Origin of the sequence: Kitasatospora sp. DSM 101779 (assembly GCF_025655475.1) — a bacterium.
Taxonomy (GTDB): Bacteria; Actinomycetota; Actinomycetes; order Streptomycetales; family Streptomycetaceae; genus Kitasatospora.
Genome location: NZ_JAHTIK010000001.1, coordinates 4,052,480 through 4,077,530 on the forward strand (window position 1 = coordinate 4,052,480; position 25,051 = coordinate 4,077,530).

General features: G+C 73.6%; 18 protein-coding genes and 1 pseudogene. 6 read left to right on the forward strand and 13 right to left on the reverse strand.

Going from position 1 to position 25,051, the window contains the following annotated elements:
- Positions 1-10 precede the first annotated feature (10 nt).
- Positions 11-826 carry an HAD family hydrolase gene (locus tag KSNIM_RS18395; RefSeq protein ID WP_263104298.1) on the forward strand — a complete coding sequence of 272 codons (816 nt, stop codon included), beginning with the start codon at positions 11-13 and terminating at the stop codon, positions 824-826.
- Positions 827-874: 48 nt separating this feature from the next.
- Here the strand turns inward: KSNIM_RS18395 and KSNIM_RS18400 are convergent, their stop codons facing one another.
- The 12 genes from KSNIM_RS18400 to hisC form a co-directional block, all read right to left on the reverse strand.
- Positions 875-2,638, reverse strand: a complete 1,764-nt coding sequence (locus KSNIM_RS18400) for a GAF domain-containing protein (protein ID WP_263104299.1) — start codon at positions 2,636-2,638, stop codon at positions 875-877.
- Between the two features lie 216 nt (positions 2,639-2,854).
- Positions 2,855-6,289 carry a thiol reductant ABC exporter subunit CydD gene (cydD, locus tag KSNIM_RS18405; RefSeq protein WP_263104300.1) on the reverse strand — a complete coding sequence of 1,145 codons (3,435 nt, stop codon included), beginning with the start codon at positions 6,287-6,289 and terminating at the stop codon, positions 2,855-2,857.
- Positions 6,286-7,296 carry a cytochrome d ubiquinol oxidase subunit II gene (gene cydB, locus KSNIM_RS18410; protein ID WP_263104301.1) on the reverse strand — a complete coding sequence of 337 codons (1,011 nt, stop codon included), beginning with the start codon at positions 7,294-7,296 and terminating at the stop codon, positions 6,286-6,288. The genes cydD and cydB overlap by 4 nt, the downstream gene beginning before the upstream one ends.
- Positions 7,297-7,309: 13 nt before the next feature.
- Positions 7,310-8,851 carry a cytochrome ubiquinol oxidase subunit I gene (locus KSNIM_RS18415; protein ID WP_263104303.1) on the reverse strand — a complete coding sequence of 514 codons (1,542 nt, stop codon included), beginning with the start codon at positions 8,849-8,851 and terminating at the stop codon, positions 7,310-7,312.
- A gap of 263 nt (positions 8,852-9,114) precedes the next feature.
- Positions 9,115-10,260 (reverse strand): sensor histidine kinase, encoded by a 1,146-nt coding sequence (locus tag KSNIM_RS18420; RefSeq protein ID WP_411543870.1) that lies wholly within the window; start codon positions 10,258-10,260, stop codon positions 9,115-9,117.
- Positions 10,261-10,695: 435 nt separating this feature from the next.
- Positions 10,696-11,454 carry a response regulator transcription factor gene (locus KSNIM_RS18425; RefSeq protein ID WP_263104305.1) on the reverse strand — a complete coding sequence of 253 codons (759 nt, stop codon included), beginning with the start codon at positions 11,452-11,454 and terminating at the stop codon, positions 10,696-10,698.
- Positions 11,455-11,571: 117 nt separating this feature from the next.
- Positions 11,572-12,267: a VC0807 family protein gene (locus tag KSNIM_RS18430; protein ID WP_263104306.1), complete on the reverse strand. Its 696-nt coding sequence runs from the start codon at positions 12,265-12,267 to the stop codon at positions 11,572-11,574.
- 108 nt (positions 12,268-12,375) lie between these two features.
- Positions 12,376-13,029, reverse strand: coding sequence for a DUF5666 domain-containing protein (locus tag KSNIM_RS18435; RefSeq protein ID WP_263104308.1), 654 nt, complete (start codon positions 13,027-13,029; stop codon positions 12,376-12,378).
- A gap of 16 nt (positions 13,030-13,045) precedes the next feature.
- Positions 13,046-14,248: an ABC transporter permease gene (locus tag KSNIM_RS18440; protein WP_263104309.1), complete on the reverse strand. Its 1,203-nt coding sequence runs from the start codon at positions 14,246-14,248 to the stop codon at positions 13,046-13,048.
- Entirely contained in the window at positions 14,245-15,000 is a 756-nt protein-coding gene (locus KSNIM_RS18445; protein WP_317634030.1) for an ABC transporter ATP-binding protein, read from the reverse strand. The genes KSNIM_RS18440 and KSNIM_RS18445 overlap by 4 nt, the downstream gene beginning before the upstream one ends.
- A gap of 20 nt (positions 15,001-15,020) precedes the next feature.
- Positions 15,021-16,394 carry an efflux RND transporter periplasmic adaptor subunit gene (locus KSNIM_RS18450; RefSeq protein WP_263104311.1) on the reverse strand — a complete coding sequence of 458 codons (1,374 nt, stop codon included), beginning with the start codon at positions 16,392-16,394 and terminating at the stop codon, positions 15,021-15,023.
- Between the two features lie 279 nt (positions 16,395-16,673).
- Positions 16,674-17,753, reverse strand: a complete 1,080-nt coding sequence (gene hisC / locus KSNIM_RS18455; RefSeq protein ID WP_263104312.1) for a histidinol-phosphate transaminase — start codon at positions 17,751-17,753, stop codon at positions 16,674-16,676.
- A 340-nt stretch (positions 17,754-18,093) separates the two neighbouring features.
- Here hisC and KSNIM_RS18460 point away from each other — a divergent pair, with 340 nt between their 5' ends.
- The 4 genes from KSNIM_RS18460 to KSNIM_RS18475 all read left to right on the forward strand — a co-directional run bounded on the left by KSNIM_RS18460 (position 18,094) and on the right by KSNIM_RS18475 (position 22,822).
- Complete coding sequence (locus tag KSNIM_RS18460; RefSeq protein ID WP_263104313.1) at positions 18,094-19,260, forward strand: LacI family DNA-binding transcriptional regulator; 1,167 nt, start codon at positions 18,094-18,096, stop codon at positions 19,258-19,260.
- 170 nt (positions 19,261-19,430) lie between these two features.
- Positions 19,431-20,675: a metallophosphoesterase gene (locus tag KSNIM_RS39115; protein WP_317634031.1), complete on the forward strand. Its 1,245-nt coding sequence runs from the start codon at positions 19,431-19,433 to the stop codon at positions 20,673-20,675.
- Positions 20,676-20,935: 260 nt separating this feature from the next.
- Positions 20,936-21,790: a hypothetical protein gene (locus KSNIM_RS18470; protein WP_263104315.1), complete on the forward strand. Its 855-nt coding sequence runs from the start codon at positions 20,936-20,938 to the stop codon at positions 21,788-21,790.
- Positions 21,791-21,958: 168 nt separating this feature from the next.
- Positions 21,959-22,822 (forward strand): glycerophosphodiester phosphodiesterase, encoded by an 864-nt coding sequence (locus KSNIM_RS18475; RefSeq protein ID WP_263104317.1) that lies wholly within the window; start codon positions 21,959-21,961, stop codon positions 22,820-22,822.
- Positions 22,823-22,850: 28 nt separating this feature from the next.
- On the opposite strand, the gene KSNIM_RS18480 is transcribed toward KSNIM_RS18475, so the two are convergent.
- Entirely contained in the window at positions 22,851-24,242 is a 1,392-nt protein-coding gene (locus KSNIM_RS18480; RefSeq protein WP_263104319.1) for a vWA domain-containing protein, read from the reverse strand.
- 316 nt (positions 24,243-24,558) lie between these two features.
- On the opposite strand from KSNIM_RS18480, the pseudogene KSNIM_RS18485 reads away from it, so the two are divergent.
- Positions 24,559-25,051 (forward strand): annotated as a pseudogene (locus KSNIM_RS18485) (hypothetical protein); the annotation flags it as partial.

Sequence of the window (25,051 nt, forward strand, 5' to 3'; positions counted from 1 at the left end):
AGATGGACCGGTGACCCCCACCACCCCTCGCCCCCGCCTGATCGCCACCGACCTGGACGGCACGCTGCTGTGCAGCGGCGGCACCGTCTCCGACCGGACGGCGGCGGCACTGGCCGCAGCCGAGCGGGCCGGGCTCCAGGTGGTCTTCGTGACCGGCCGGCCGCCGCGCTGGATGGCTCAGCTCAGCGGCCACATCGGCGGCCACGGGGTGGCCATCTGCTCCAACGGCGGCGCGGTCGTCGACGTCCGGCGGGGCGAACTGCTGGAGACCTTCCCGCTCGACGCGGAGGAGGCCCTGGCGGTGGTCCGCGCGCTGCGCGAGCGGCTGCCCGGCACGGCCTTCGCCTTCGAGTTCCCCGGCGGCTTCGCGCGGGAGCCCGAGTACACCCTGGTGATGTGGGAGTCGGACAAGGAGCACCCGGTCGCGGACGCCGAGAAGCTGATCGCCGACGGCCGCGTCGCCGGTCTCTTCAAGCTGCTCGCCAAGCACCCCGACCTCGACCCGGACACCTTCCTCCGCCGGGCCCGCGAGGCCGCCGGGCACCTCGCCGAGATCACCCGGTCCAGCCCGGTCAGCCTGCTGGAGATCAGCGCCGCCGGCGTGACCAAGGCCAGCACCCTGGCCCGGTGGTGCCGGGAACAGGACATCGACCGCTCCGAGGTGGTCGCCTTCGGAGACATGCCGAACGACCTGGAGATGCTCGCCTGGGCCGGCGCCTCGTACGCCGTCGCGAACGCCCATCCGGACGTGCTCGCCGCCGTGGCCCAGCACACCGTGAGCAACGAGGACGACGGCGTGGCGGCCGTCATCGAGACACTCTTCTGAGCCCCGGGTCCGACCCCCCGGACGGGACGGCGACGCGGACGCGGACGGTCAGAGCCTGGCCGTCCAGCGGACCCGGGTGCCGCGACCGCGCGGGCCGGGCTCGTGCCAGGCGTCGCCGCCCAGCGCCTCCGCACGCCGGGTGAGGTTGCGCAGCCCGCTGCGGCGACCGCCCACGGGGATCCCGACGCCGTCGTCGGTCACGGTCAGCAGCACCCCGGGCCGCCCACTCTCCAGCGCCTCGGGATCGCCGGCGAGCGGCCGCCCCTCGTCGTCCAGATGCACCGTCGCGTCGACCTCGACCGCCACCCGGGAGGCCCGCGCGTGCCGGGCCGTGTTCGACAGCATCTCCCGCAGCGCGGCCAGCAGCTGACGGCCCGTACCGGCCCCCACCAGGCTCTCCACCGGACCGGTGAACCCGACCGACGGCTTGAACCCGAGCGCCGCCGCGGCCTGGCTGGCCTCCCGCAGCACCCGGGTGCGCAGGGTGTCCGGCTCGTTCCCGGTGTCGTGCTGCAGGGCGTAGATCGTGGTGCGGACCTCCTGGATCGTCGCGTCCAGCTCGTCCACCGCCTTGCCGATGCCCTCCCTCACCTCCGGGACGACCGCCCTGCGGGCAGCCCCCTCCAGCATCATCCCGGTGGCGAACAGCCGCTGGATCACCAGGTCGTGCAGGTCGCGGGCGATCCGGTCGCGGTCCTGGAACACCGCCAGCCGCTGCTGGTCCCGCTGGCCCTCGGCGAGCCGAAGCGCCAGCGCCGCCTGCGAGGCGAAGGTCTGCGCGAGCTGCTTCTCGCCGCCCGTGAACGGTGCCGCCCCCCTCGTCCGCCACACCACCAGCCCGCCGAGCACCCGGCCCGAGGACACCATCGGCACCGCCATCGCCGGACCGAACCGGCGGGCCAGCCGGAGCACGACGGCCGGATCGGTGGACATGTCGTCGAAGTAGACGCTCTCCCCCGCCAGCAGCCGCCCCGCGAACCCGCCCTGCGGCATCAGCTCGCCCCGGACGAACTCGGCGGCCTCGCCCGAGGCGTGCGCCACCCGCAGCCTGCCGTCCGAGGTCGGCAGCAGGATCATCCCCAGGGCGCCGGCCGCCAGCTCCCGGACCTGCTCCGCGGCGACCGTCAGCGCGACCTCGGCCTCGTCCGTCGAGAGCAGGGCCGTGGTCACCGCCGCCGCACCGGCGATCCACCGCTCGCGGCGGCGCCCAGCCTCGTACAGCCGGGCGTTCTCGATCGCCACGCCGGCGGCCGTCGCCAGCGCCTGGACGACCTGCTCGTCCTCCGGGGTGAAGCCGCCGCCACCCAGCTTCTCCGTGAGGTACAGGTTCCCGAACACCTTGCCGCGGACCCGGATCGGCACACCCAGGAACGAGGTCATCTGCGGGTGGTGCGGCGGGAATCCGGACGAGCGCGGATCCTGTCGCAGATCGGCCAGGCGCAGCGACTCGGGGTGGTCGATCAGCACCCCGAGGATGCCGCGGCCGGAGGGGAGTTCGCCGATCCCGGCCGCCGTCTCGTCGTCGATGCCGACGTGGATGAAGTCGGAGAGCCCGCCCTGCGGGGAGACCACGCCCAGGGCGGCGTACTCGGCGTCGACCAGCTCGGCCGCGCCGGCGGCGATCCGCTGCAGCGTCACGTGCAGGTCCAGACCCGCACCGACCGAGACCACGGCCTCCAGCAGGCGCTGCATCCGGTCGGTGACCGCGGCGGCCGACTGCAGGCGCTCCGACACCTCGCTGACCAGGGTGTCCAGGCCCAGCGACGAGATCTCCGAGGCCCGACCCCGGCCCCGGTCGGCAGGCGACTCCATGCAGCCGAGCGTATGCCGCACCAAGCCACCCCGCAGGGAGGGCACCGCCAGGGGAGTTGGGAACGGCGGAGGTCAACCCCAGGGGCGCTGGGGGTGTCCCTGCAGTCCGCGGCGTCCCTGCTGTGGCTGCCCCAGTCCCGTAGGTATGCCCCGCCCCGGACTGCGCAGTTCCGCCCCCGGGGGGTGATCCCCGCAGTCCCCCGCGCCCCTGACCGGCTACCCCTGTGCCACCGGGGTGACTTCGTGGTGGGCGAGGGTGGCGAGGTGGGAGCCGGGGCGGGTGATGAGGTCGGACCAGCGGCCGCGTTCGGCGATGCGGCCGTGGTCGAGGACGAGGACCTCGTCGACGGTGGTGTCGTCGAGGCCGGCGAGGCGGTGGGTGATGAGGAGGGTGGTGCGGCCGGCGGTGGCCGCGAGGAGGTCCGCGGTGAGGGCGTCGGCGGTGGGCAGGTCGAGGTGCTCGGCGGGCTCGTCGAGGATCAGGACGGGGAAGTCCGCGAGCAGGGCGCGGGCGAGGGCGAGCCGCTGGCGCTGGCCGCCGGAGAGGCGGGCGCCGTGTTCGCCGACCATGGTGTCGAGCCCGTCGGGGAGGGTGTCGACCCAGGGCAGCAGGCGGGCGGCGGCGAGCGCCTCACGGAGGGCGTCCTCGTCGGCGTCCGGCCGGGCGAGCCGCAGGTTCTCCCGCAGGGAGCTGTCGAAGACGTGGGCGTCCTGCGCGCAGAGGCCGATCACCCGGCGGACGTCCTCGCCGGTGAGGTTGCGGGTGTCGACGGTGTCCGGTCCGAGGGTGATGCTGCCGGAGGTCTGGTCGAGGAACCGCAGGAGGACGTGGGCGAGGGTGGTCTTGCCGGAGCCGGAGGCGCCGACGACGGCGATCCGGCGGCCGGGGGCGAGGTCGAGGTCGACGTCGTGCAGGGCGTCGGTGTGCTGTCCGGGCCAGCGGGCGGTGAGGCCGCGGACGGCGACCGGCAAGGGGTCGGCGGGCAGCGGGCGGGGTTCGGCGGGTTCCGTGACGGGTTCGGGGGCGGTGAGGACCTCGTCGAGGCGGGCCCGGGCGGTGCGGCTGCGCTCGCGGAAGCGGACGGCGGTGGGCATCCCGGCGACGGCCTCGAACGCGGCGAGCGGGGTGAGCACGACGACGGCGAGGCAGACCCCGGACAGGGCGCCGGTGCTGACGCCGTGCACGCCGACGGCGGCGGCGAGGACGACGGTGAGTCCGGTGACGAGGGTGGTGAGTCCGGCGCCGAGGGCGGTGCCGGCGGCGGAGCGGGCGGCGAGGGCGGTGAGCCGGTCGTCGGCGTCGCGGGCGGCGGCGAGGCGGCGGGGGAGGGCGCCGGCGACGGTGAGTTCGGCGGTGCCGGTGAGGGTGTCGACGACGGCGGTGGTGAGGGCGCCGCGCGCGGCGGCCTGGCGGCGTTCGGCGCGGCCGGAGATCCTGGTGGCGAGCGCGGGGACGGCGGCGCCGGCCAGCAGCAGGCCGAGGGCGAGGACGGCCCCGGCGGCGGGCAGCAGCAGGCCGAGGGCGGCGGCGGAGCCGGCGGAGACGAGCACGGCGACGGCCGCGGGCAGCCGCCAGCGCAGGTGGTGGTCCTGGACGGCGTCGACGTCGGCGACCAGGCGGGCGAGCAGGTCGCCGCGGCGGTAGGCGGGCAGGCCGGCGGGGGCGAGCCGTTCGAGGCGGCGGTAGACGGCGACCCGGACCCCGGCCAGGGCCTTGAGGACGGCGTCGTGGGAGACCAGCCGCTCGGCGTAGCGGAAGACGGACCGGCCGATGCCGAAGGCGCGGACGGAGGTGACGGCCACCATCAGGTACAGCACCGGCGGCATCTGGGAGGCGCGGGAGATCAGCCAGCCCGAGGTGCCGAGGAGGGCGACCGCACAGCCGAGGGCGAGGGTGCCGAGCAGGACGGCGCCGGCGAGCCGGGGGCGGGTCGGCGGGTGGGGCTCGGGCCCGTCCTCGGTGGCGGGCCGGACCTGCACGGGCCGGACGGTGGCCGGGCGGGCGGGCAGCGGTTCGGCCGCGGTGTCGGCGGTCGGGCCGGGCAGGTGGTGGACGTGGTCGGCGGCGGCCAGCAGGGCGGGCCGGTGGGCGACCAGCAGGACGGTGCGGGTGCCGTGCAGGGCCCGGACGGCGTCGACGACGGCGGCCTCGGTGGTGTTGTCGAGGTGGGCGGTGGGTTCGTCGAGCACCAGCAGCGGCCGGTCGGTGAGCAGGGCGCGGGCGAGCGCGAGGCGCTGCCGCTGGCCGGCGGAGAGGCCCGCGCCGCCTTCGCCGAGCACCGTGTCGGGGTCGGCGAAGTCGAGGGCGTGGGCGGCGGCGAGCACGGCACGGACCTGGCTGTCGGTGGCCTCGGGGCGGGCGAGCCGGACGTTCTCGGCGACGGTTCCGGCGAACAGGTGGGGGTGCTGGGGTACCCAGGCGATCTGCCGGCGCCACTCCTGCGGGTCCAGGTCGGCGAGGTCGTGGCCGCCGACCCGGACGGTGCCGGCGTCGGGCCGGACGAATCCGAGCAGGGCGGCGATCAGGGTGGACTTGCCGGCGCCGCTGGGCCCGGTGAGGGCGGTGGTGGTGCCGGGTTCCAGGGTGAGGGTGGCGCCGTCCAGGGCGGGGGTGCTGCGGCCGGGGCGCAGCACGGTGACCCCGTCGAGTTCGACCGGGGTGGTGGCGAGCGGCGGGACGGGCCGGGTGCCGGCGGCGGGCAGCGGGGTCTCCAGCAGGTCGAAGACCTGTCCGGCGGCGCTGAGCCCTTCGGCGCTGGCGTGGTAGAGCGCGCCGACCTGGCGGATCGGCAGGTGGACCTCGGGGGCGAGGACGAGGACGAGGAGCCCGGTCTCCAGGTCGAGGGTGCCGTCGACCAGCCGGAAGCCGACGGAGACGGCGACCAGGGCGACGGAGAGGGTGGAGAGGAGTTCCAGGGCGAAGGAGGAGACGAAGGCGATCCGCAGGGTGCGCAGGGTGGCGCGGCGGTGCTCGTCGGTGATCCGGGCGATGGTGCGGGCCTGGGCCCGGGCCCGGCCGAAGACCTTGAGGGTGGGCAGGCCGGCGACCACGTCGAGGAAGTGGTGGGAGAGCCGGGCGAGCTGCTGCCACTGGCGGTCGGTGCGGGCCTGGGTGGCGAGGCCGATCAGCACCATGAAGAGCGGGATGAGCGGCAGGGTGACGGCGATGATCGCGGCGGAGACCCAGTCGGCGCCGAGGATCCGGGCGAGGACGACGGCGGGGACGACGACGGCGAGGGCGAGCTGCGGCAGGTAGCGGGCGAAGTAGTCGTCGAGGGCGTCGATCCCGCGGGTGGCGAGGGCGGTGAGTTCGCCGGTGCGGCGGCCGTCGAGGGCGTCGGGGCCGAGTGCGGTGGCGTGGTCGAGCAGCCGGCCGCGCAGGGTGGACTTGACCCGGGCGACCGAGCGGTGGGCGGTGAGTTCGGTGAGCCAGGCGACGGCGGCCCGCCCGGCCGCGGTGGCGGCCAGGGCGAGCAGCGGTCCGGTGAGGTCGTACCGGTGCTGCTGGAAGGCACGGACGACGATCTCGGCGATCAGGCCGGCCTGGAGGACGACCAGGACGGCCCCGGCTCCGCCGAGCAGGACGGAGCCGGCGAGGAAGGCGCGCGTGGCGGCGGCGTACCGCAGCAGCCGGGGGTCGACGGGCTTCATCGGTGCTGTACCGGCGCGGGGATGTGCTGGACGCCGATCCGCCGGCGGAACACCCAGTACGTCCAGCCCTGGTAGAGCAGCACGAGCGGGGTGAAGACCAGGGCGACGACGGTCATCACCTTGAGGGTGTAGGCCGAGGAGGCGGCGTTCTCGACGGTGAGGCTGAACGCCGGGTTCAGGGTGGAGGGCATGACGTCGGGGAAGAGTGCGAGGAAGAGCATCGCGGTGGCGGCGGCCACGGTGGCCCCGGAGAGGGCGAACGCCCAGCCCTCACGGCCGACCTGGTTGGCCGCCAGGGCGCCGAGCAGGGCGAGGACGGCGACGACCAGGGCGGCGAGGCTCCAGCCGTCGCCGGAGTCGACCTGGGTCCAGATCAGGAAGGCGGCGGCGAGGACGGCGGTGGCGAGCCCGAGCCGCAGGGCCTGGGCCCGGGAGCGTTCGCGGATCTCCCCGACGGTCTTGAGCGCGGTGAACACGGCGCCGTGGAAGGTGAAGAGCACCAGGGTGGTGAGCCCGCCGAGGATCGCGTAGGGGTTCAGCAGGTCCCAGAAGGTGCCGGCGTAGTTCTTCTGCGCGTCGATGTCGACGCCGTGGACGATGTTGGCGAAGGCGACGCCCCAGAGGAAGGCGGGGATCAGGGAGGTCCAGAAGATGGCCAGCTCCCAGTTGCGCTGCCAGTTCTGCTCGGTGCGCTTGGCCCGGTACTCGAAGGCGACGCCGCGGACGATCAGGCAGACCAGGATGACCAGCAGCGGGATGTAGAAGCCGCTGAACAGGGTGGCGTACCAGTCGGGGAAGGCCGCGAAGGTGGCGCCGCCTGCGGTCAGCAGCCAGACCTCGTTGCCGTCCCAGACCGGGCCGATGGTGTTGATCAGGACGCGCCGCTCGTTGGTGTTGCGGGCGAGGGTGCGGGTGAGGATGCCGACGCCGAAGTCGAAGCCCTCGAGGAAGAAGTAGCCCGTCCACAGGACGGCGATGAGGATGAACCAGAGGTCGTGGAGGTGCATGCCGTTTCCGTCCTCAGTAGGCGAAGGCGAGGGGCTTGTCGGCGTCGTCGCCGTCGGACGGGCCGCGCAGCACCGGGTCCTTCGCGGGCGGCCGCTCCGAGGTGTCGGGGCCGGGCTTGGCGTATTTGACCAGGAGTCCGACCTCGACGACGGCGAGGATCGCGTAGAGCGCGGTGAGGGTGATCAGCGATCCGGTCTGCAGTCCGACGCCGACGCTGGGGGAGGAGGCGTTGGCGGTCTTCATCAGGCCGAAGACGACCCAGGGCTGGCGGCCCATCTCGGTGAAAATCCAGCCGAAGCTGTTGGCGATCAGCGGGAAGCCCATGGTGAGGATGCCGATCCGCCAGCTCCACTGGGTGAAGAAGGTGTTCATCTCGCGGTGCTTGGTGAGCATCAGGCGGGGCGGTTCCTCCTCGCCGGTGCGGTACTCCTCGGCGAGCCAGAACTTCCGCCGGGTGGTCCACAGGCCGATCAGCGCGGCGACGAAGGACGTCATACCGAAGCCGATCATGAGGCGGAAGCCCCAGTAGGTGACGAAGATGCTCGGGATGTAGTCCTGCGGCTGCCCGCCGTACTCGGCGGCCTCCGCGGCGGCGGTGTCGTTGATGCCGGGGACGGAGCTGGAGAAGTCGCTGTGGGCGAGGAAGGACAGTATTCCGGGGATCTCCAGCTCGACCGAGTTGTGGCCGCGGGAGACGTCGCCGACCGCGAAGATCGAGAACGGGGCGGGCGACTGGGTGTCCCAGAGCGCCTCGGCGGCGGCCATCTTCATCGGCTGCTGCTCGAACATGACCTTGGCCAGGGTGTCGCCGCTGACGGCGGTGCCGAGGCCGGCGACCACGGCCATGGCGAGGCCCACCCGGAGCGAGGTGCGCATCGCGGCGGTCTTCCGGCCGTCGGTCTCCTTGCCGCGCTTGGCCCGCCACAGGTGGTACGAGGCGATGCCGACCACGAAGGCGGCGCCGGTGAGGAAGGCGGCGGTGAGGGTGTGGAAGGCCTGGACGAGGGTGGTGTTCTGGAACAGTACCCGGGCGATGTCGGTGAGTTGCGCCTTGTGGGTGGCCGCGTCGACCTTGTAGCCCACCGGGTGCTGCATCCAGGAGTTGGCGGCCAGGATGAAGTACGCGGACAGCACGGTGCCGATCGCGACCATCCAGATGCAGGCGCAGTGGATCTTCTTCGGCAGCCGGTCCCAGCCGAAGATCCACAGGCCGATGAAGGTGGACTCGAAGAAGAAGGCGATCAGCGCCTCCATCGCGAGCGGGGCGCCGAACACGTCGCCGACGAAGCGCGAGTAGTCGGACCAGTTCATGCCGAACTGGAACTCCTGCACGATGCCGGTGACCACGCCCATCGCGATGTTGATCAGGAAGAGCTTGCCCCAGAACTTGGTGGCGTGGAAGTACTTCTCCTTGCCCGTCCTGACCCAGGCCGTCTCCAGACCGGCGACGGTCGCGGCCAGGCTGATCGTCAGCGGGACGAACAGGAAGTGGTAGACGGTGGTGATGCCGAACTGCCATCTGGCGACCGTCTCGTGCGCGACTGCCAGGTCCACAGCGCTCTCCTTGAATCCGCCATCATCCGGACAAACGGGTGTCTAGCACGCATCCACGACGAAGCGTGCCAAGCTTGTCCGCTTGTGAAAGTGAACACGTTCACAAGCGAAGTATGCACCACCCCTACATCGGCAGATGAGGCGGGGGTGTGTTCGTGCGTCCATCGGATGATCCGACGTGATCCACGGCGGTCACAAGCGGCGTCCGGGCACGTCGGTTCGACGACCTGGCACTTGACAGGACGGGCCGGCGTACGACCGGCTCAGAGCTGGCGCGGCAGCAGCATCCGGAAGGCGGCGCCGTCGCCCGGCGCGGTGTCCAGGGTCAGGGTGCCGCCGTGCGCATTCACCAGGGCCGAGGCGATGGCCAGGCCGAGGCCCGCTCCCCCGCCATCCCGACGGCTGCGCGAGGCGTCCACCCGGTAGAACCGTTCGAAGACCAGGGCGGCCTGGTCGCCCGTCATGCCCGGCCCCCGGTCGGCGACCTCCAGCAGGCAGCGGCCGTCCACCGACCCGACGCCGATCCGCACCGCGGTGCCCGGCGGGGTGTGCTTCACCGCGTTGCCGACCAGGTTGGTGACCACCTGGCGCAGCCGCGCCTCGTCGCCCATGACCGGCGCGGCCTGCGGGGCCCCGGCGCCGGCAGGGCCGGTGAGCGAGACCGGCCGGCCCGGGTCCAGCGCGGTCAGGTCGTGCAGCGCGTCCGCGGCCAGCGTGCGCAGGTCCATCGGCGCGAGGTCGAGCGGGCGCTCCTCGTCGAGCCGGGCCAGCATCAGCAGGTCCTCGACCAGGCCGCCCATCCGGACGGCCTCGGCCTCGATCCGGTCCATCGCCCGGTCGGTGTCCGGCAGCGCGCCCATCCGGTGCAGCTCGGCGAAGCCGCGGATGCCCGCCAGCGGGGTGCGCAGCTCGTGCGAGGCGTCGGCGACGAAGCGCCGCATCCGGGCCTCGGACTCCGCCCGGGCCGCGAAGGCCGCCTCGATCTGGGCCAGCATCCCGTTCAGCGCGGCGGACAGCCGGCCGACCTCGGTGCCCGGCGCCAGCTCGGGCATCCGGTGCGAGAGCTCGCCGGAGGCGATCCGGGCGGCGCCCTCCTCGATCCGGCGCAGCGGGCCGAGTCCGGCCCGGACGGCGAACAGGCCGAGCACGGCGATCAGCAGCAGCACCGCGCCGCCGATCGCCAGGAAGGCGGTGCGCAACCGGTTGACGGTGCCACGGACGTCGTCCAGGGAGACCGCCACCAGCACGTAGGCGGGGAGCTGGGTGCCCTGCCCGGTCGCGGCGGCGCCGGGGTTGCCGGTCGGCATGCCGACCGCGGCACCCGGGTCGACCGGCAGCACCAGGACGCGCCACTCGCCGGCGTCGCGCTCGGCGGGGACGTCGAAGGCGGTGCTCCTGTGTGCCGCCAGGGTGCCGCCGGTGAGGCCGCCGAGGTACGGGGCGCCGTCGGAGTCGCTGACCGGCTGGCGCAGCACCATCTCCACCGCGCCGTCCGCGGCCAGGTACTGGACGACGTACTGGCTGGGCAGGAACTGGTTGATCCGGCGCCCGGTGCCGCCCCCGCTGCCGTCGGCCTGGCCGTTGCCCGCCCCGGCCCGCTGGCCGGTGCCGCTCTGACCCGCACCCTGCCCAGTGCCCTGGCCGCCCCCTTGGCCGGGCATCCGGCCGGGCACACGGCGGGAGAGCGGTTCGCCGAAGCGCTGCAACTGCTGGTCGGTGCGCTCGATCAGCTGCGACTCTACGGTGGCGATGACCAGGGTGTCGCTGACCACCAGGCCGGTGGTGACCAGCAGCAGGGCCAGCACCAGCAGCCGGACGCGCAGGGAGAGCCGGGCGAGCACCGGTCAGGCCTGCGGCGGGCGCCGTAGCGCGTAGCCGATGCCGCGGACGGTGTGGATCAGCTTGGGCCCGTGCACGGTGGCGCCGGAGTCGAGCTTGCGCCGCAGGTAGGAGATGTAGGACTCCACGATCGAGAGGTCGCCGCCGAAGTCGTAGGCCCACACGTGGTCCAGGATCTGCGCCTTGGAGACCACCCGGCCGACGTTGGCCATCAGGTAGTGAAGCAGCTTGAACTCGGTGGGGGAGAGCGAGACCGGCCGGCCCGCCCGGGTCACCTCGTGCGCGACCGGGTCGAGGGCGAGGTCGGCGACGACCAGCCGGCCGTCCTCGGCGGGGCCGCCGGCCCGGCGGAGGATCGCCCGGATCCGGGCTATCAGCTCCTCCAGGCTGAACGGCTTGGTGACGTAGTCGTCCGCGCCGAGGGCGAGGCCCTGGACCTTGTCGCCGGTGGCGTCCCGGGCGGTGAGCAGCAGCACCGGCACGTGCTCGCCCGCGGTCGGCCACCGGGTCTGGTCGCGCAGCCGCTCGACGACGGTGAAGCCGTCGAGGTCGGGGAGCATCACGTCGAGGACGACGAGGTCGGGCCGCTCGGCGGCGACGGCGGCGAGGGCCTCCTCGCCGGTCGCCGCCGAGGCCACCCGGAAGCCGGAGAACCGCAGGCTGGCGGAGAGCAGTTCGCGGATGTTCGGCTCGTCGTCGACGACCAGCAGGAACGCCTCACCGGGAGCGGCCGGCCCGCTTGCGGTCTGTACTGTCCCTGACACGTGCGCTACGCCTCCCGGTCCTCACGAAATCTTCTCATCGGACGATAGCCCGGGAAGGCTATGCGGGGTTGATGAAAGTTGGATGATGGGCCCCGCCATCGTAAGCGCTCCGCCGGGCTACCCGACGGTCACCGCCGAAGTCGCCGCGGCTGCCGCTGCCGCCGCACCGCGGGCCCGGGCGCGCTTGGCGTAGAGCACCGTCCACAGCACGAGCAGGCCGGTGACGCCGTAGGAGAGCACCGAGTTCACCGCGACCATCGCTCCGGTGGACAGCACGTAGGTGAGGCCGACCCGGACGAGCGCCTCGGCGACGTAGCCGAGGCCCCAGCCGAGGGTCAGGTTGCGCTGCACCCGGCGGAAGCCCTCGAACTGCCAGAGGCCGTTCCACCGGGCCAGGCCCTCGGCGCTGCCGTCGGTGCCGAACTTTCGGCCGAAGTAGAACATCAGCGGCCGGGGCGCGGCCAGCGAGGCCAGGCAGACCGCCCCGAACAGCCCGGTCACCAGCGAGTCCTTGACCAGCAGGAGGCGGGCGCTGTTCGGGCCGGCCACCGTGACCAGCACGGTGATCGCCAGGAAGACCAGGGTGATCGCGGCGAACTCGTCGACCCGCCGGTGCCAGGCGAGGTAGATGATCACGTCGACCACCGGCCACAGGCCGGAGAGCAGCAGGGCGGTGACCTCGCTGTGGCCGTGGTCGACCAGGTTGTTGTAGGTGAGCAGCGGCGCCACCACGTTCAGGCCGATGGTCAGCACCCAGCCCAGCGCGGTCGCGCCGCCGCCACCGCCACCGCGGGCAGGCTTGTTCTCCGACACGATTCCCCCGATTTATCTGTACATGTCGAGCCATGACAGCCTAGTGAGGCTGCGTCAGGTTCGCCATGAAAGAAAAGGTCAAGGACTCCGGTCGAGGCCCGCCGTGGGTCAGCGGCTGCCGGTGCCGTTGCCCGCGCCGCCCGCACCACCGCCGGCGCCCCGCCCGCCGAAGCCGCCGAAGCCGCCCGCGGCCGCGCCCTCGGTGAGCTGGGTGGCGGTGTAGGAGCCGTCGGACCCCTTCTGGCCGAGCACGGTGACGGTCTGTCCGGGCTGCAGGTCGCCGACCTTGCCCTCCTTGTTGAGGCTGACCCTGGTGCTGTCGCCGGTGGTCACCTTGACGGTGTTGCCGGAGGCATCGGTGAGGTAGACGGTCGTGCCGTCCACCGAGGCGACGGTGCCGCGGGTGAAACCGGCGCCGTTCTGCCCGCCGGGGGCGTTCCCGCCCGCGGTCCCGGCCCGGCCGTTGCCGCCGGCGCCGGGGAAGCCGCCGTAGCCGCCGAAGCCGCCAGGGCCGGCGCCCTGCCGGCCGGCCGCCGCCTGCCGGCCGGCGCCGTTGCCGTCGTCCTTGGCGTACCAGGCGCCACCGGCGAAGGCGGCGGTGGCTATCACCGCGCCGGCCAGCACCAGGGTGGGCCAGGGCAGCCGGGGGCGGGGCGGGGCGGCGAGCTCCGCGGCGATGTCGCGGGCGTCGGGCGCGGTGTTGAGCAGCTCGGTCGCCTCGACCGGGCCGAGGGTGCGGCCGGGCTCGTTCTCGCTGGTCATGTCGGGTGCTCCTGGGTCACTCGTGGCGGAGGGCTTCGATCGGGCGCAGCGAGGCGGCCCGGCTGGCGGGGTAGCTGCCGAAGAACAGTCCGATGGCGACGGCGATGCCGAAGGCGCCGAGGACGGACTCCGGGATGACCACCGGCTCGATGCCGACGATCGTGAAGTGCGAGCCGATCAGGCCGGCGGCGACGCCGAGACCGGCGCCGGTCACCGAGAGCAGGGTGGACTCGGTGAGGAACTGGCCGAGGATGACCCCGCGCGGGGCGCCGAGCGCCTTGCGGATGCCGATCTCCCTCGTCCGCTCGGTGACGGTCACCAGCATGATGTTGGTGATGCCGATGCCGCCGACCAGCAGCGAGATCGCCGCCACCGCGCCGAGCAGCACGGTGAAGGTCTTGGTGGTGGACTCCCGGGCGGTGAGCAGCGAGGTCTGGCTGCTGATCCGGAAGTCGACCTTGGTCGCGTCGGTGATGGCGTGGGTGCCCATCAGGATCCGGGTGATGTCGCTCTGCGCCTCGGTGGTGGCCTCGGCGGAGGCGGCCTGGACCATGATCTGGTTGACCGAGCCGAAGCCGGTGAAGGCGTTCTGCACGGTGGGCAGCGGGGCGATCACCACGTCGTCCGGGTCGTTGAAGCCGGTGGAGCCCTTGGCGGTGAGCACGCCGACCACGGTGAACGGGGTGCCGCCGATGGTGATCCGCTTGCCGACGGGCTCCTCGGTGTCGAAGAGCTGCTTGGCGGTGGTGGCGCCGATCACCGCCACCTTGCGGGAGTTGAGGACGTCGTCGTTGGAGAAGTAGTCGCCGTCCTTGATCCTCAGGTTGGACGTCTCGAAGTACGCCGGGTAGGTGCCGACGATCGAGCCCGGCTGGTACGAGATGTTCCCGTACAGCGCGGTGCCGGTGGTGGTGACGACCGGCGCCACCGACTTGATCGACGTGGCGTCGGCGTCGGTGGCGAGCGCCTTGGCGTCGGCCACGGTGAGCGCCTTGGCGGCCGTGGCGGACCCGCGGCCGGCGTTGGAGGAGACGGTCAGCGCGTTGGTGCCGAGCGAGGTGATGGACGCCTTCACCGCCTCCGACGAACCGTTGCCGACGGCGAGCAGCAGGATCACCGAGGCGACGCCGATGAGCACGCCGAGCATGGTGAGCGCGGAGCGGACCTTGTTGGCGACCAGGCCGCCGACCGCGAAGCGGATCATCTGCCAGAGGATCATGCGGGCACCTCCGCGGCGAGGGCGGGCGGCGGGCCGTCCACCGGCGCGCGGCGGACGTCGTCCACGATCGCGCCGTCGACCAGCCTGAGCACCCGCTTGGCGTGCAGGGCGACCTCGTCCTCGTGGGTGATCACCACAACCGTGCGGCCGGCGGCGTTGAGCCGGTCGATGATCGCCAGCACCTCCGCGGTGGAACGGGAGTCGAGGTTGCCGGTGGGCTCGTCGGCCAGCAGCATGGCGGGCGCGGTGACCAGGGCGCGGGCGACCGCGACGCGCTGCTGCTGACCGCCGGAGAGCTCGTTGGGCTTGTGCCCGGCACGGTCGGCGAGGCCGACCAGCTCCAGCGCGGCCAGCGCCCGGCGACGCCGTTCGGCGGCCCGCACCCCGGCGTAGGCGAGCGGCAGCTCGACCTGGGCCAGGGCGGTGGTGCGGGGCACCAGGTTGAACGACTGGAAGATGAAGCCGATCTTGCGGTTGCGCACCAGCGACAGCCGGCCCTCGTCGAGGTGGCCGACGTCGGTGCCGTCGAGCAGGTAGCGGCCTGAGGTCGGTACGTCCAGGCAGCCGAGGATGTTCATCAGCGTGGACTTGCCGGAGCCGGAGCTGCCCATCACGGCGACGTAGTCTCCCTCCTCGATGTCGAGGCTGACGCCCAGCGGCTCGCCGGTGCCCGGTGCCGACGGGCCGCGCAGCGCGTGCACGGCGGAGTCGCCCTGGCCGTACGACTTGGTGACCCGACTGATCCGGATCACCGGGGGCTTGGTGGCGGCCATCAGCGGGTGCCGCCGCCGGTGCGGGTGCCGCCGGTGGTGCGGGCACCGCCGCCGCCGAAGCCGCCGGCTCCGCCGAGCCCGCCGCCCGCCCCGCCCGCGCCGGGGAAGGCGCCGTTCGGGAAGCCGTTGCCGGTGCCGGCGGTGGTGGAGGTCAGCTCGACCTTGTCGCCCTCGGCGAGGCCCTCGACCACCTGGACGGTGGTGTCACCCTCGATGCCGACGGTGACCGACACCCGCTCGGTGGAGCCGTCCTCGTGGACGAGGGTGGCGGTGCGGGAGCTGCCGGTGCCCGCGAGTGCGGCGGTGGGCACGGAGAGCGCGTTGTCGGCCTCGCCGACGACGACCGAGATGGTCGCGCTCAGGCCGGTGCGCAGCCTGCTGGTGTCGCTGCTGATCTGCAGCACCGCGCCGTACTGGACGGCGGCGCTGCCGCCGTTGCCGCCGGAGGAGCTCGGCAGCGAGCTGACGGACAGCACGGTGGCGTTCAGCTTGGTGTCGGACTGCGCGTTGAGGGTGACGGTGGCGGACTCGCCCTTCTTGAGCTTGAGCGAGTCGAGCTCGGAGAAGTTGGCGGTCACCTGCATGCCGGTCGGGTTGGTCAGCACCACGAAGCCGGTGGGAGTGGTGGAGGAGGACGCGCTGCTGCCCGTGCCCGTGCCGCTGCTGGTCTTGCTGCCGGTGCCCGAGCCGCCGCCGGAGGAGGAGCCGCCGGTGCCGCTCACGGTGTCGCCGACCTTGCCGGCGACCGAGGCGACGGTGCCGTCCGCGGTGGCCTTGAGGGTGGTGCCGGCGAGGGCCGTCTCGGCGTTGGTGAGGGCCGTCTCGGCGGCGTCCACCTGCTGCTGGGCCTGGGCGACCTGGGCGGCGTCCACCTTGGTGGTGGTCGTGGTGGTCGGCGTCTGCTGGGCGGCGCTGCCGCCGCGGCCGCCGCTGGTGCCGGCGGTCGATCCGCCGGAGCCGCCGGACGTGGTGGTGACGGTCTCACCGGCCTTGGCCTTGGTGAGGTTCGCCTTGGCGGTGGACAGCGCGGACTCGGCGGCGTCCACGTCCTGCTGGGCGGCGGTGGTGTCGACTGTGGCCAGCACCTGGCCCTTGGTCACGGTGTCGCCGACGGCGACCTTGACCGAGGTGAGCCTGCCGCCGGTGACGAAGTCCTGCCCGGTGTCGGAGGGCGAGGACAGCGTGCCGGAACCGGACACGGTGGCCAGGACCGTGCCCTTGGCGACCGTGGCGGTCCGCACACGCGAGCCGCTCGCGGCGGAGCTGGTTCCGGAGTCCACGGTGGTGTACGCCAGCGCGGCCCCGCCGAGCAGGGCCACACCGAGCGCGGAGTTGACGAGGACGGCACGGCGCCGTCGCGGGAGCACCTTCATGGCGGACAGCTTCGTCCTGTGCTCTTTCCGGTTGCTGGCGCCTTCCTGGGAGCGGACTGGTGATGCCAATCCGGACAATCAACGCGCATCACCGCACCAGGGCGGCTTTCTCTACCCCTTGGGGATGAACCGTTGATCCGCCTCCCAGGGAGTTCCCAGTCTTTACGTCCGACCTTCTGAACTTGCCGGGGTGCGGACGGGACCGGACGCGGGCACACGACGGGCCCGCCACCGTCACCGGCAGCGGGCCCGTACGGAAGGGCTCGGGACCCTCTCCGCTCAGAGCTCCTTGCGGAAGGCCTCGGCGGCCGCCAGGAAGATGTCGTTGCCGGCGGTCTCGCCGATCGACACCCGGACGCCCTCGCCGGGGAACGGCCGGACGACCACGCCGGCGGCGGCGCAGGCGGCGGCGAAGTCCACGGTGCGCTCACCGAGCCGCAGCCAGACGAAGTTGGCCTGCGAGTCGACGACCGTCCAGCCCTGGGCGCGCAGCCCGGCAAGCACCCGGCTGCGCTCGGCGACCAGCGTCTCGACCCGCTCCAGCAGCGCCTCCTCGGCGCGCAGCGAGGCGACGGCGGCGTCCTGGGCGAGCTGGCTGACGCCGAACGGCACCGCGGTCTTGCGCAGCGCGGTGGCCACCGGCTCGTGGGCGACCGCGAAGCCGACCCGCAGGCCGGCCAGGCCGTAGGCCTTGGAGAAGGTGCGCAGCACGCAGACGTTCGGCCGGTCGCGGTAGAGGTCGATGCCGTTGGGCACCTCGGCGTCCCGGATGAACTCGATGTAGGCCTCGTCGACCACGACCAGGATGTGGCCGGGCACGGCGTCGAGGAAGCGCTCCAGCTCGGCGCGGTGGATCACGGCGCCGGTGGGGTTGTTCGGGTTGCAGACGAAGATCAGCCGGGTGCGGTCGGTGATCGCGGCGAGCATCGCGTCGAGGTCGTGCGCCTCGTCCGCGGTCAGCGGCACGGGCACGGGGGTGGCACCGGCCACCTGGGTGATGATCGGGTAGGCCTCGAAGGAGCGCCAGGCGAAGATCACCTCCTCGCCGGGGCCCGCGGTGGCGAGCACCAGGGACTGGGCGACGCCGACCGAGCCGGTGCCGGTGGCGATGTGCTCGGCCGGGACGCCGAAGCGGGCGGCGAGTTCCTCGGTGAGGCCGGTGACGGCCATGTCCGGGTAGCGGTTGAACGAGCCCGCGGCGGCGGTGGCCGCCTCCAGCACGCCGGGCAGCGGCGGGTAGGGGTTCTCGTTGGAGGACAGCTTGTACGCGTCGGCACCGGCCGGCTTGCCCGGCTTGTAGGTGGGGATGCCGTCCAGGGTCGGCCTCAGCCGGGGCCCCTGCGCTGCGGTACCGCTCACGGTCGTTCTCCTTCTGTGCTCTCTTGGGCGCACGTGCCGGGCCGCGCACGCCGGGTTCGCCGATCCCGCGCCGCCCCTCGCCACACACCCGCGCCACCCCGGTCGGGTGCCCCGCACGATACCGGCCGGGCTCACCCATGCGGGTGAGATGCCCGATCGGGTTACGGGTGCAGATCAGCCATTCTGCCGCGTTCCCACGGCACATGTCAGAGGTAACAGGCCCTGATCGGAGCGGGTATCGAAGGGTGTGATCCGTTCCGACTCTTGGAGAAACGTATCTTCAGACCGGTGGCCGGGGCCGGTCACAGCCTGCTGTCATGCGCCATACGATCGGTCCGCCATGACAGCAGCAGCAAACCAGAGCGGTCGGCGGTCCACCTCGCGGCGCCTGGAGCGGGCCGGCATCCGGGACGTGGCGGCGGCCGCCGGAGTGTCGATCACCACGGTCTCCGACGCCCTCAACGGCAAGGGCCGCCTGCCCGACGAGACCAGAAGCAGGGTGCGCGAGGTCGCCGAGCGCCTGGGCTACCGACCTTCCGCGGCCGCCCGCACCCTGCGCACCGGCCGATCGGGGCTGATCGGCCTCACCGTCACCACGTACGGCGAGGAGCCGTTCACCTTCACCGAGTTCGCCTACTTCGCGGAGATGGCGCGGGCCGCCACCAGCGCGGCGCTCGGCCGCGGCTTCGCCCTGGTCGTGCTCCCCGCGTCGTCCCGGCACGACGTCTGGAGCAACATCGCCCTGGACGGCACGGTGGTCATCGACCCGCCCGACCAGGACCCGCTGGTGACCGAGCTCTACCGGTCCGGCGTGCCCGTGGTCAGCGACGGCAAGCCGGGCAACTGCCCGGTGACCGCCTGGGTCGACAACGACCACGAGGCCGCCGTGCTGGACATCCTGGACCACCTGTCGGAGGCCGGCGCCCGCCGGATCGGCCTGCTCACCGGCACCAGCACCGACACCTACACCCGGCTCTCCACCGAGGCGTACCTCGGCTGGTGCCGGCGGGTCGGCCAGGAGCCGGTCTACGAGACCTACCCGGCGCACGACCCGGCGGCCGGCGCCGTCGCGGCCGACCGGCTGCTCGCCCGGCCGGACCGGCCGGACGCGGTCTACGGCCTCTTCGACCCCAACGGCACCGACCTGCTGGCCGCCGCCCGCCGGTACGGCCTGCGCGTCCCGGAGGACCTGCTGCTGGTCTGCTGCAGCGAGAGCGACGTGTACGCGGGCACCGAACCGCCGATCACCACTCTCTCGCTCAAGCCCCGCAAGATCGGCACCACCGTGGTCAACCTGCTGATCGACGCCATCGAGGGAGTCGACCCCGGCTCGGCGGGCGGCCACCGCGCGGAGGGATCACGACTCTTCCCGCCGCGCTTCCGCACCGCGGGGACGGGTCCGCCGCCGGGCACCCTGATGCCGACCGAGTTGATCGTCCGCGCCTCCTCGCAGCGGCGCAGCCCCCGCAGGACGGTCAGTCCGCCCCGCTCGCCGGGCGGTGGCTGAGCCCCGGCGGCCCACCGTGCCGGGCCGGGGTCCGGCAGGCTCCGGCACGAGGTCCAGACCATCCCAGACCGGGTCGGACCGGGCCGCCCGGCCCGACCCGGTGACGCTCCGAAGGATTGGATGCCCACCAGGTGAGGACGCCGGGAGAGTGGTCTTCCTATGATGGTCGAATGACACCCGAGGACCGCTTCCCCGGGCCTGATCTGCCCCACTCAGGCCCCCGCCACCACCAGGACCTCGACGTGCTCCCGTACGGCTCCTACTACGAACCGTCCGAGCCGCCGGCCGGCTACGGCTACGACGAGACCTACAGCGGCTACGGCGGCGCGCACTACCTCGAACAGCACTGGCACTCCCCGGCCCAGCACGGCGCGCACCCCGGCGGCCACGACGCCACCGTGCAGCTCGGCACCCTGCACCGGCCCGGTCACGAGCAGGCCCTCCACGACCGTGCCGTTCACGAGCAGGCCGTTCACGAGCAGGCCGCCCACGAGCAGCCGACCGCGGCCGCCACGACCGGCGAGGACCCGCCGACCATCGAGCTCGGGCCGCCGCTCACCGAGCAGCCGGTGAACTTCCCGTACCCGCAGCCGGAGCCCGGCGAGGCACCCGGCCCGCTGTACGTGATCGGCGACGTGCACGGCTACCTGGACGAACTGCTCGCCGCGCTCCGCCAGGCCTCGCTGATCGACGCGGACGGCCACTGGGCGGCCGGCCGCTCCCGGGTGTGGTTCCTCGGCGACTTCACCGACCGCGGCCCCGACGGCATCGGCGTGATCGAGCTGGTCATGCAGCTCGCCGCGGAGGCCGCCGCGGCCGGTGGCTACTGCCGGGCCCTGATGGGCAATCACGAACTGCTCTTCCTCGGCGCCGCCAAGTACGGGGACGAGCCCGTCCAGTCCACCGCCGGCACCGCGTCCTTCCTCGCCGCCTGGCGGCTCAACGGCGGCCAGCAGCACGACCTGGACCGGCTGGAGTCGCACCACATCAGCTGGCTCTCCCGGCTGCCCGCGATGGCGCTGGAGGACGGCCACCTGCTGCTGCACTCCGACACCACCGCCTACCTGGAGTACGGCGAGTCGATCGCCGAGGTCAACGACGCCGTCCACGTCCTGCTCGCGGACGAGGGCGTCGACGAGTGGTGGGACTGCTTCCGCCGCTTCACCAAGCGGTTCGCCTTCCGCGGCGAGAACGGCCCGGACGCCGTCCACGAGCTGCTCGCCGCGTACGGCGGCTACCGCGTGGTGCACGGCCACAGCCCGATCCCGTACCTCACCGGCGCGGTGCACGCGGACGACGGCGCGCCGCCGCACGTCCCCGGCCCGTACATCTACGCGGACGAGCTGGCCGTCGCGATGGACGGCGGGGTCACCATGGAGGGCCGCCTGCTGATCGCCCGGCTGCCGGTGAACTGAACTCCGCCGGCCGCGGCGGACTGAACACCGCCGCCGCGGGCTGAACACCACGGCCGTTTCCTGACGCGGTGTCGGCACCGGCTGACGGAGCGTCGACGAACGGCCCGGAACGTCCGCGGAAGGCGCTGAAAATCCGGAAAGCGACTGTCTGAGCCTCGGTGGTCACCCCTACCATCGAGGCACCACGCAGCCGCCCGCCCGCCACCCGGGCCGCCGCGTCGCACCAGTCCACCTCCGTGAATCAGCGGAACGGGGTCCCCATGACCGACGCCCCGCACCTGCTCGCCGAGGACCGCCCGGACTACGAGCGCATCCTCGACGAAGCACTGCGCGATGCCACCATCCTCGAAGCACTGCGCGCCCCAGAACCCCATCTCAACGCCGAACAGCTGCGCACCAAGGCGATGCTCAACGCGGAGACCGTGGCAGCGGCCGCCGCACCGGAGTACCGCCACTACCTCGGGCTGCGCGAGAACCTCGGACGCACGCCCGGCCAGACCCACGTCCACGGCGGCGGGCTCGGCGGCGAGCTCTCCGGCCGACTGCGCTCCGACGAGGGAGCGGGCCTGTTCCCGGTGCTCACCGTGCTCGCGCCGATCCTGTCCTGGTCCGCCGCCGCGCTGCTGCTCGCCATCGGGTACGCGTTGCGCGCCGCCCGGCCCGCCCTGCCGCTCGGCCGGAGCGTGGTCACCGCCGGCTGGGCCGCCATTGCGGTCGGCACCGCCGCCATGGCCGTCGGCATCGTCGGCCTGCTGCTGACCGCCCTGCGGGACGGCTCCGCCGGGCCGGCCGGACAGGACCCGAGCCTCGCCGCCGACGTCGCCGAGGCCCGCGGGGCCTGGCACACCGCCCTGCGTGACCGCGCCCTGCTCCCCTACCTCCACGACAACCTCGGCTCCACTCCGGCACTGTCCCCGCAGCCCGCCGGCCGGCCGGTGCCGCCCGACCTCCTCAGCCCCGGCTACAGCCGGCCCGGGTACAGCAGCGCCGGATTCACCAGCCCCGGCGTGGAGGGGCTCACCGACCCGGAGGGACGCGAGCCGCGGACGGCCGAGTTCACCAGCCCCGGCTACACCCCGCCCGGCTTCACCGGGCCCGACGAGGTCGCCGGCTGAGGCGGGGCCCCGACCGGGGCGCACCCGCCGCGCCGGCCGGCACCTGCCGCTCCGTCACCCCGCCGCCGTCACGGCCGTCACCCGGACGGGCGGTCGGGCTGGGCCGAGCGGCGCAGATCAGCCGTGACACAGCGGGCCGGAGAGGCACGCCGGCCCATCATCCGCGGCATGAGAACCTCCCGGCGGACCGTACGGACCGCAACGGTGGTCGCCGCAACCCTGGTGATCACCGCATTCGTGCTGCCCGCCGGCGGCATGCACGACAGCAGCCTGCGCACGGTCCGCCGACCCGCGCCCCTGCCCTCGGACCCTCGTTGCCCCTCGCTCGCGGTGGCCGGTCACCGCGGAGCGCCGGAGGCCGCCCCGGAGAACACCATGGCCGCCTTCCGGGCCGCGCTGGCGGGCGGGGCGGACTGGCTGGAGACCGACGTGCGGACCACCCGGGACGGCGTGCCGGTGCTGATGCACGACGACAGCGTCGACCGGGTCACCGACGGCCACGGCCGGGTGGCCGACCTGACGGCCGCACAGGTCGCCGCCCTGCACGTCACCGCCGGCCCCGGACCGGCGCAGCCCGTCCCCACCCTCGACGAACTGCTCCGCGAGCTCTCCGGCACCCGGACGAGACTGCTCATGGAGATCAAGGACCAGCACAGCCCCGGGGACGCGGCCCGGGCGGCCCGCGCAGCCGCGGCGAGCGGGGCCGACGTGGTGCTGTACTCCTTCTTCCCGGCCGTGCTCCGGGCGGCCCACGAGGCCGCTCCCGGGCTGCCGGTCGTCCTCCTCCAGGGCCGGGCCGTCGCCCAGGACCCGGGCGGGCTGCGGCTCGACGGCATCGCCCTCGACCTGGCGCTCGCCACCCCCGGGCGGATCGCCGCCGAGCACGCCGCCGGCCGCCAGGTCTACGTGTGGACGCCCGACCGGGAGGCCGACTGGCGGACGGCGGCCGACCGGCACGCCGACGCCCTGATCACCGATGTGCCGGCGGCCGCCCGGGTGTGGGCGGACGTCCACTGTCCGCCGGTGCTCTGACGCACGGCCGGGTGATCACCCCGCAATGTCAGCGCAGGATGCCCGCCCGCCGGGCGGCGGCGAGCCAGGAGGGGAACTCGGTGAGCAGCCGGTCGTAGAGCTCGGGGTCGGAGATCAGGTCGATGTCGTCCACGGCGAAGAAGCCGACGTTGTCCACCCGGCGGCCGGGCAGCGTGTCGAACCGTTCCAGCACCCCGTAGTCGGCCTGCCCGAGCCCCACGAACTGCCAGAAGACCGGCTCCTCCACGGCCGCCCGCAGCTCCTGCTCGATGGCCGCGTTCCGGTAGACGCCGCCGTCGGAGAAGAAGAGCACCAGGGTCGGATCCGCCACGGGGTGCGCCCGGACGTGCGCGCGGACCTCGGCGATGACCTTCTGCTCCTCGTTCTGGATGCCGACCGTCCGCATGTCGACCTGGCCCGGCAGCAGGCCGCGCCGGGGCTTCCTGGGCCGCCCGAACAGGGTCAGCTCGCCGACCCGTACGTGGGTCGGGATCCACTCCGGCAGCTCGGCGAGGTGCAGGTCCGGCAGGCGGGCCGGGTGGGTCGCGAAGGTCCACGCGTGCATCCGGCCGTCCTCGGCCAACTGCGCGGCGACCGCGGCCATCCGCTCGACCACGCCGGCGACCGTGCCGCGGCGGTAGAGGCCCGACATCGACCCGGAGGCGTCCAGCACCAGCACCACCCGGGCCCGGACGCCGGCAGCACCGTGCTTCTCCAGGCTCACCGCCACCTGCTGCTTGCGCAGCGAGAGCCGCTTGCGGATGTCCACCGGCAGCGCCTGCTCGGCCGCCGGCGTCCGCGGGGTCTCCTGCAGGGGAGGCAGGTGCGGCGGAGGGGGCGGTGCCGTGGCGGGCGGTGCCGTGGCGGGCGCTGTCGTGGCGGGCGACTGCTCGTCGGACGGTTCGACGGCTCCGGACGGTTCGACGGCTCCGTGGTCGGCGGTGAGGCCGGCCCAACCGGTGTCCCAGCCCTGGCCCACGGCACGGAACTTCCACTGGCCCGCCCGCCGGTAGAGCTCGCCGCCGACGACCGCGGTCTCCCGGCCGGCGTCGACCGGGAAGTGCGCCAGCGGCACGCCCGTCCGGCCGTCCGTCAGCAGTAGTTCCAGGCCGCGCAGTTGTCCCAGCCGCCCGTCCTCGACGGTGGCGCAGAGCAGGATCCGCTCGACCTCCGGTGGGAGGCCGGCCAGGTCCGCATCGACCGTGCGGGCGCCGCTCAGCCGGATCCGGCCCGAGGGGTCGGCCGGGCGGGGGCCGCCGACCGCGCCGCCGTCCCCGAGGGCCCGGCCGTCCGCACCGAGCAGGACGGCCCAGACCCGGACCTCCGGACCGTCCGGCGCCTGCGCCCAGGAGAACGCGGCCCGCACCTCCGGCGCCGCGACGATCACGTTGGCGCCCTTGCCCAGCGAACTCGACGTCATCCCGCCAGTCTGCCAACCGGGCCGGACGGGCGGCAGTCCCAGCGGCGTTGTTGCCGTGGACATTCCATGAAACGCCCGTGGGATATCACGCCGGAATTGCCGCTGTCCATCACACGGTGGAGTGGCTTGACTACGGATCGACAGGAGCGGTTGGATGTCGCACGTTGCCATCGGCGGGGAATTCGCCGGTATTCGGCCTCCGCCGAGGGGGAGTCGTGCATGAATTCGCCGGGACCGGCCGAATATTTCTCCGCGCTGCCGGTGCGGGGCTTTTTCTGATCGTTTCCGATCGCCGCGCAGACCGCGGAGCTCAGGCGTGACGGCACCGCGGCCTGCCGCCGGCTCCGCGCTGCCCGCCGTGGTGCGGACGGACGCCGCCGGGCGGCTGGCCACCGCCCTCGCCACCACCCCGGGCGGGCACCCCTCCGGCACCCTCACCGTGCTCGGCGACCCCGGCGGGGTGTTCCACCTCGCCGCCGGCGTCGTCACCGCGGTCGACTCCCCCGGCGCGCCGGACGTCGCCACCCTGCTGCTGCGCTCCGGGCGGGTCAGCACCACCGACTGGGAGGCCGCCTGCCGGGCGGGCGCCGCCGGTGACCGGACCGGCGCGGAACTGGTCGCGCGGGACCTGCTGGGCGCGGCCGAGCTCCAGCTGATGTGCACGATGGCCGCCCTGGACGGTGCCTTCGCGGTGGCCGCCGGACGGGTCGACGGATGCACCCTGGCCTGCGGTCCGACCCGGCACCACCTGCCCGCCCCGCAGGGCGTGGACCCGGAGTGGCTGCTGCACGAGACGGACCGCCGGCTCC

Coding starts and splice junctions, on each gene's coding strand:
- KSNIM_RS18400 (WP_263104299.1), bottom strand. CDS start 2,638: ATGGAGTCGCCTGCCGACCGGGGCCGGGGTCGGGCCTCGGAGATCTCG.
- cydD (WP_263104300.1), bottom strand. CDS start 6,289: ATGAAGCCCGTCGACCCCCGGCTGCTGCGGTACGCCGCCGCCACGCGC.
- cydB (WP_263104301.1), bottom strand. CDS start 7,296: ATGCACCTCCACGACCTCTGGTTCATCCTCATCGCCGTCCTGTGGACG.
- KSNIM_RS18435 (WP_263104308.1), bottom strand. CDS start 13,029: ATGACCAGCGAGAACGAGCCCGGCCGCACCCTCGGCCCGGTCGAGGCG.
- KSNIM_RS18440 (WP_263104309.1), bottom strand. CDS start 14,248: ATGATCCTCTGGCAGATGATCCGCTTCGCGGTCGGCGGCCTGGTCGCC.
- KSNIM_RS18450 (WP_263104311.1), bottom strand. CDS start 16,394: ATGAAGGTGCTCCCGCGACGGCGCCGTGCCGTCCTCGTCAACTCCGCG.
- KSNIM_RS18460 (WP_263104313.1), top strand. CDS start 18,094: ATGACAGCAGCAGCAAACCAGAGCGGTCGGCGGTCCACCTCGCGGCGC.
- KSNIM_RS39115 (WP_317634031.1), top strand. CDS start 19,431: ATGACACCCGAGGACCGCTTCCCCGGGCCTGATCTGCCCCACTCAGGC.
- KSNIM_RS18470 (WP_263104315.1), top strand. CDS start 20,936: ATGACCGACGCCCCGCACCTGCTCGCCGAGGACCGCCCGGACTACGAG.
- KSNIM_RS18475 (WP_263104317.1), top strand. CDS start 21,959: ATGAGAACCTCCCGGCGGACCGTACGGACCGCAACGGTGGTCGCCGCA.
- KSNIM_RS18480 (WP_263104319.1), bottom strand. CDS start 24,242: ATGACGTCGAGTTCGCTGGGCAAGGGCGCCAACGTGATCGTCGCGGCG.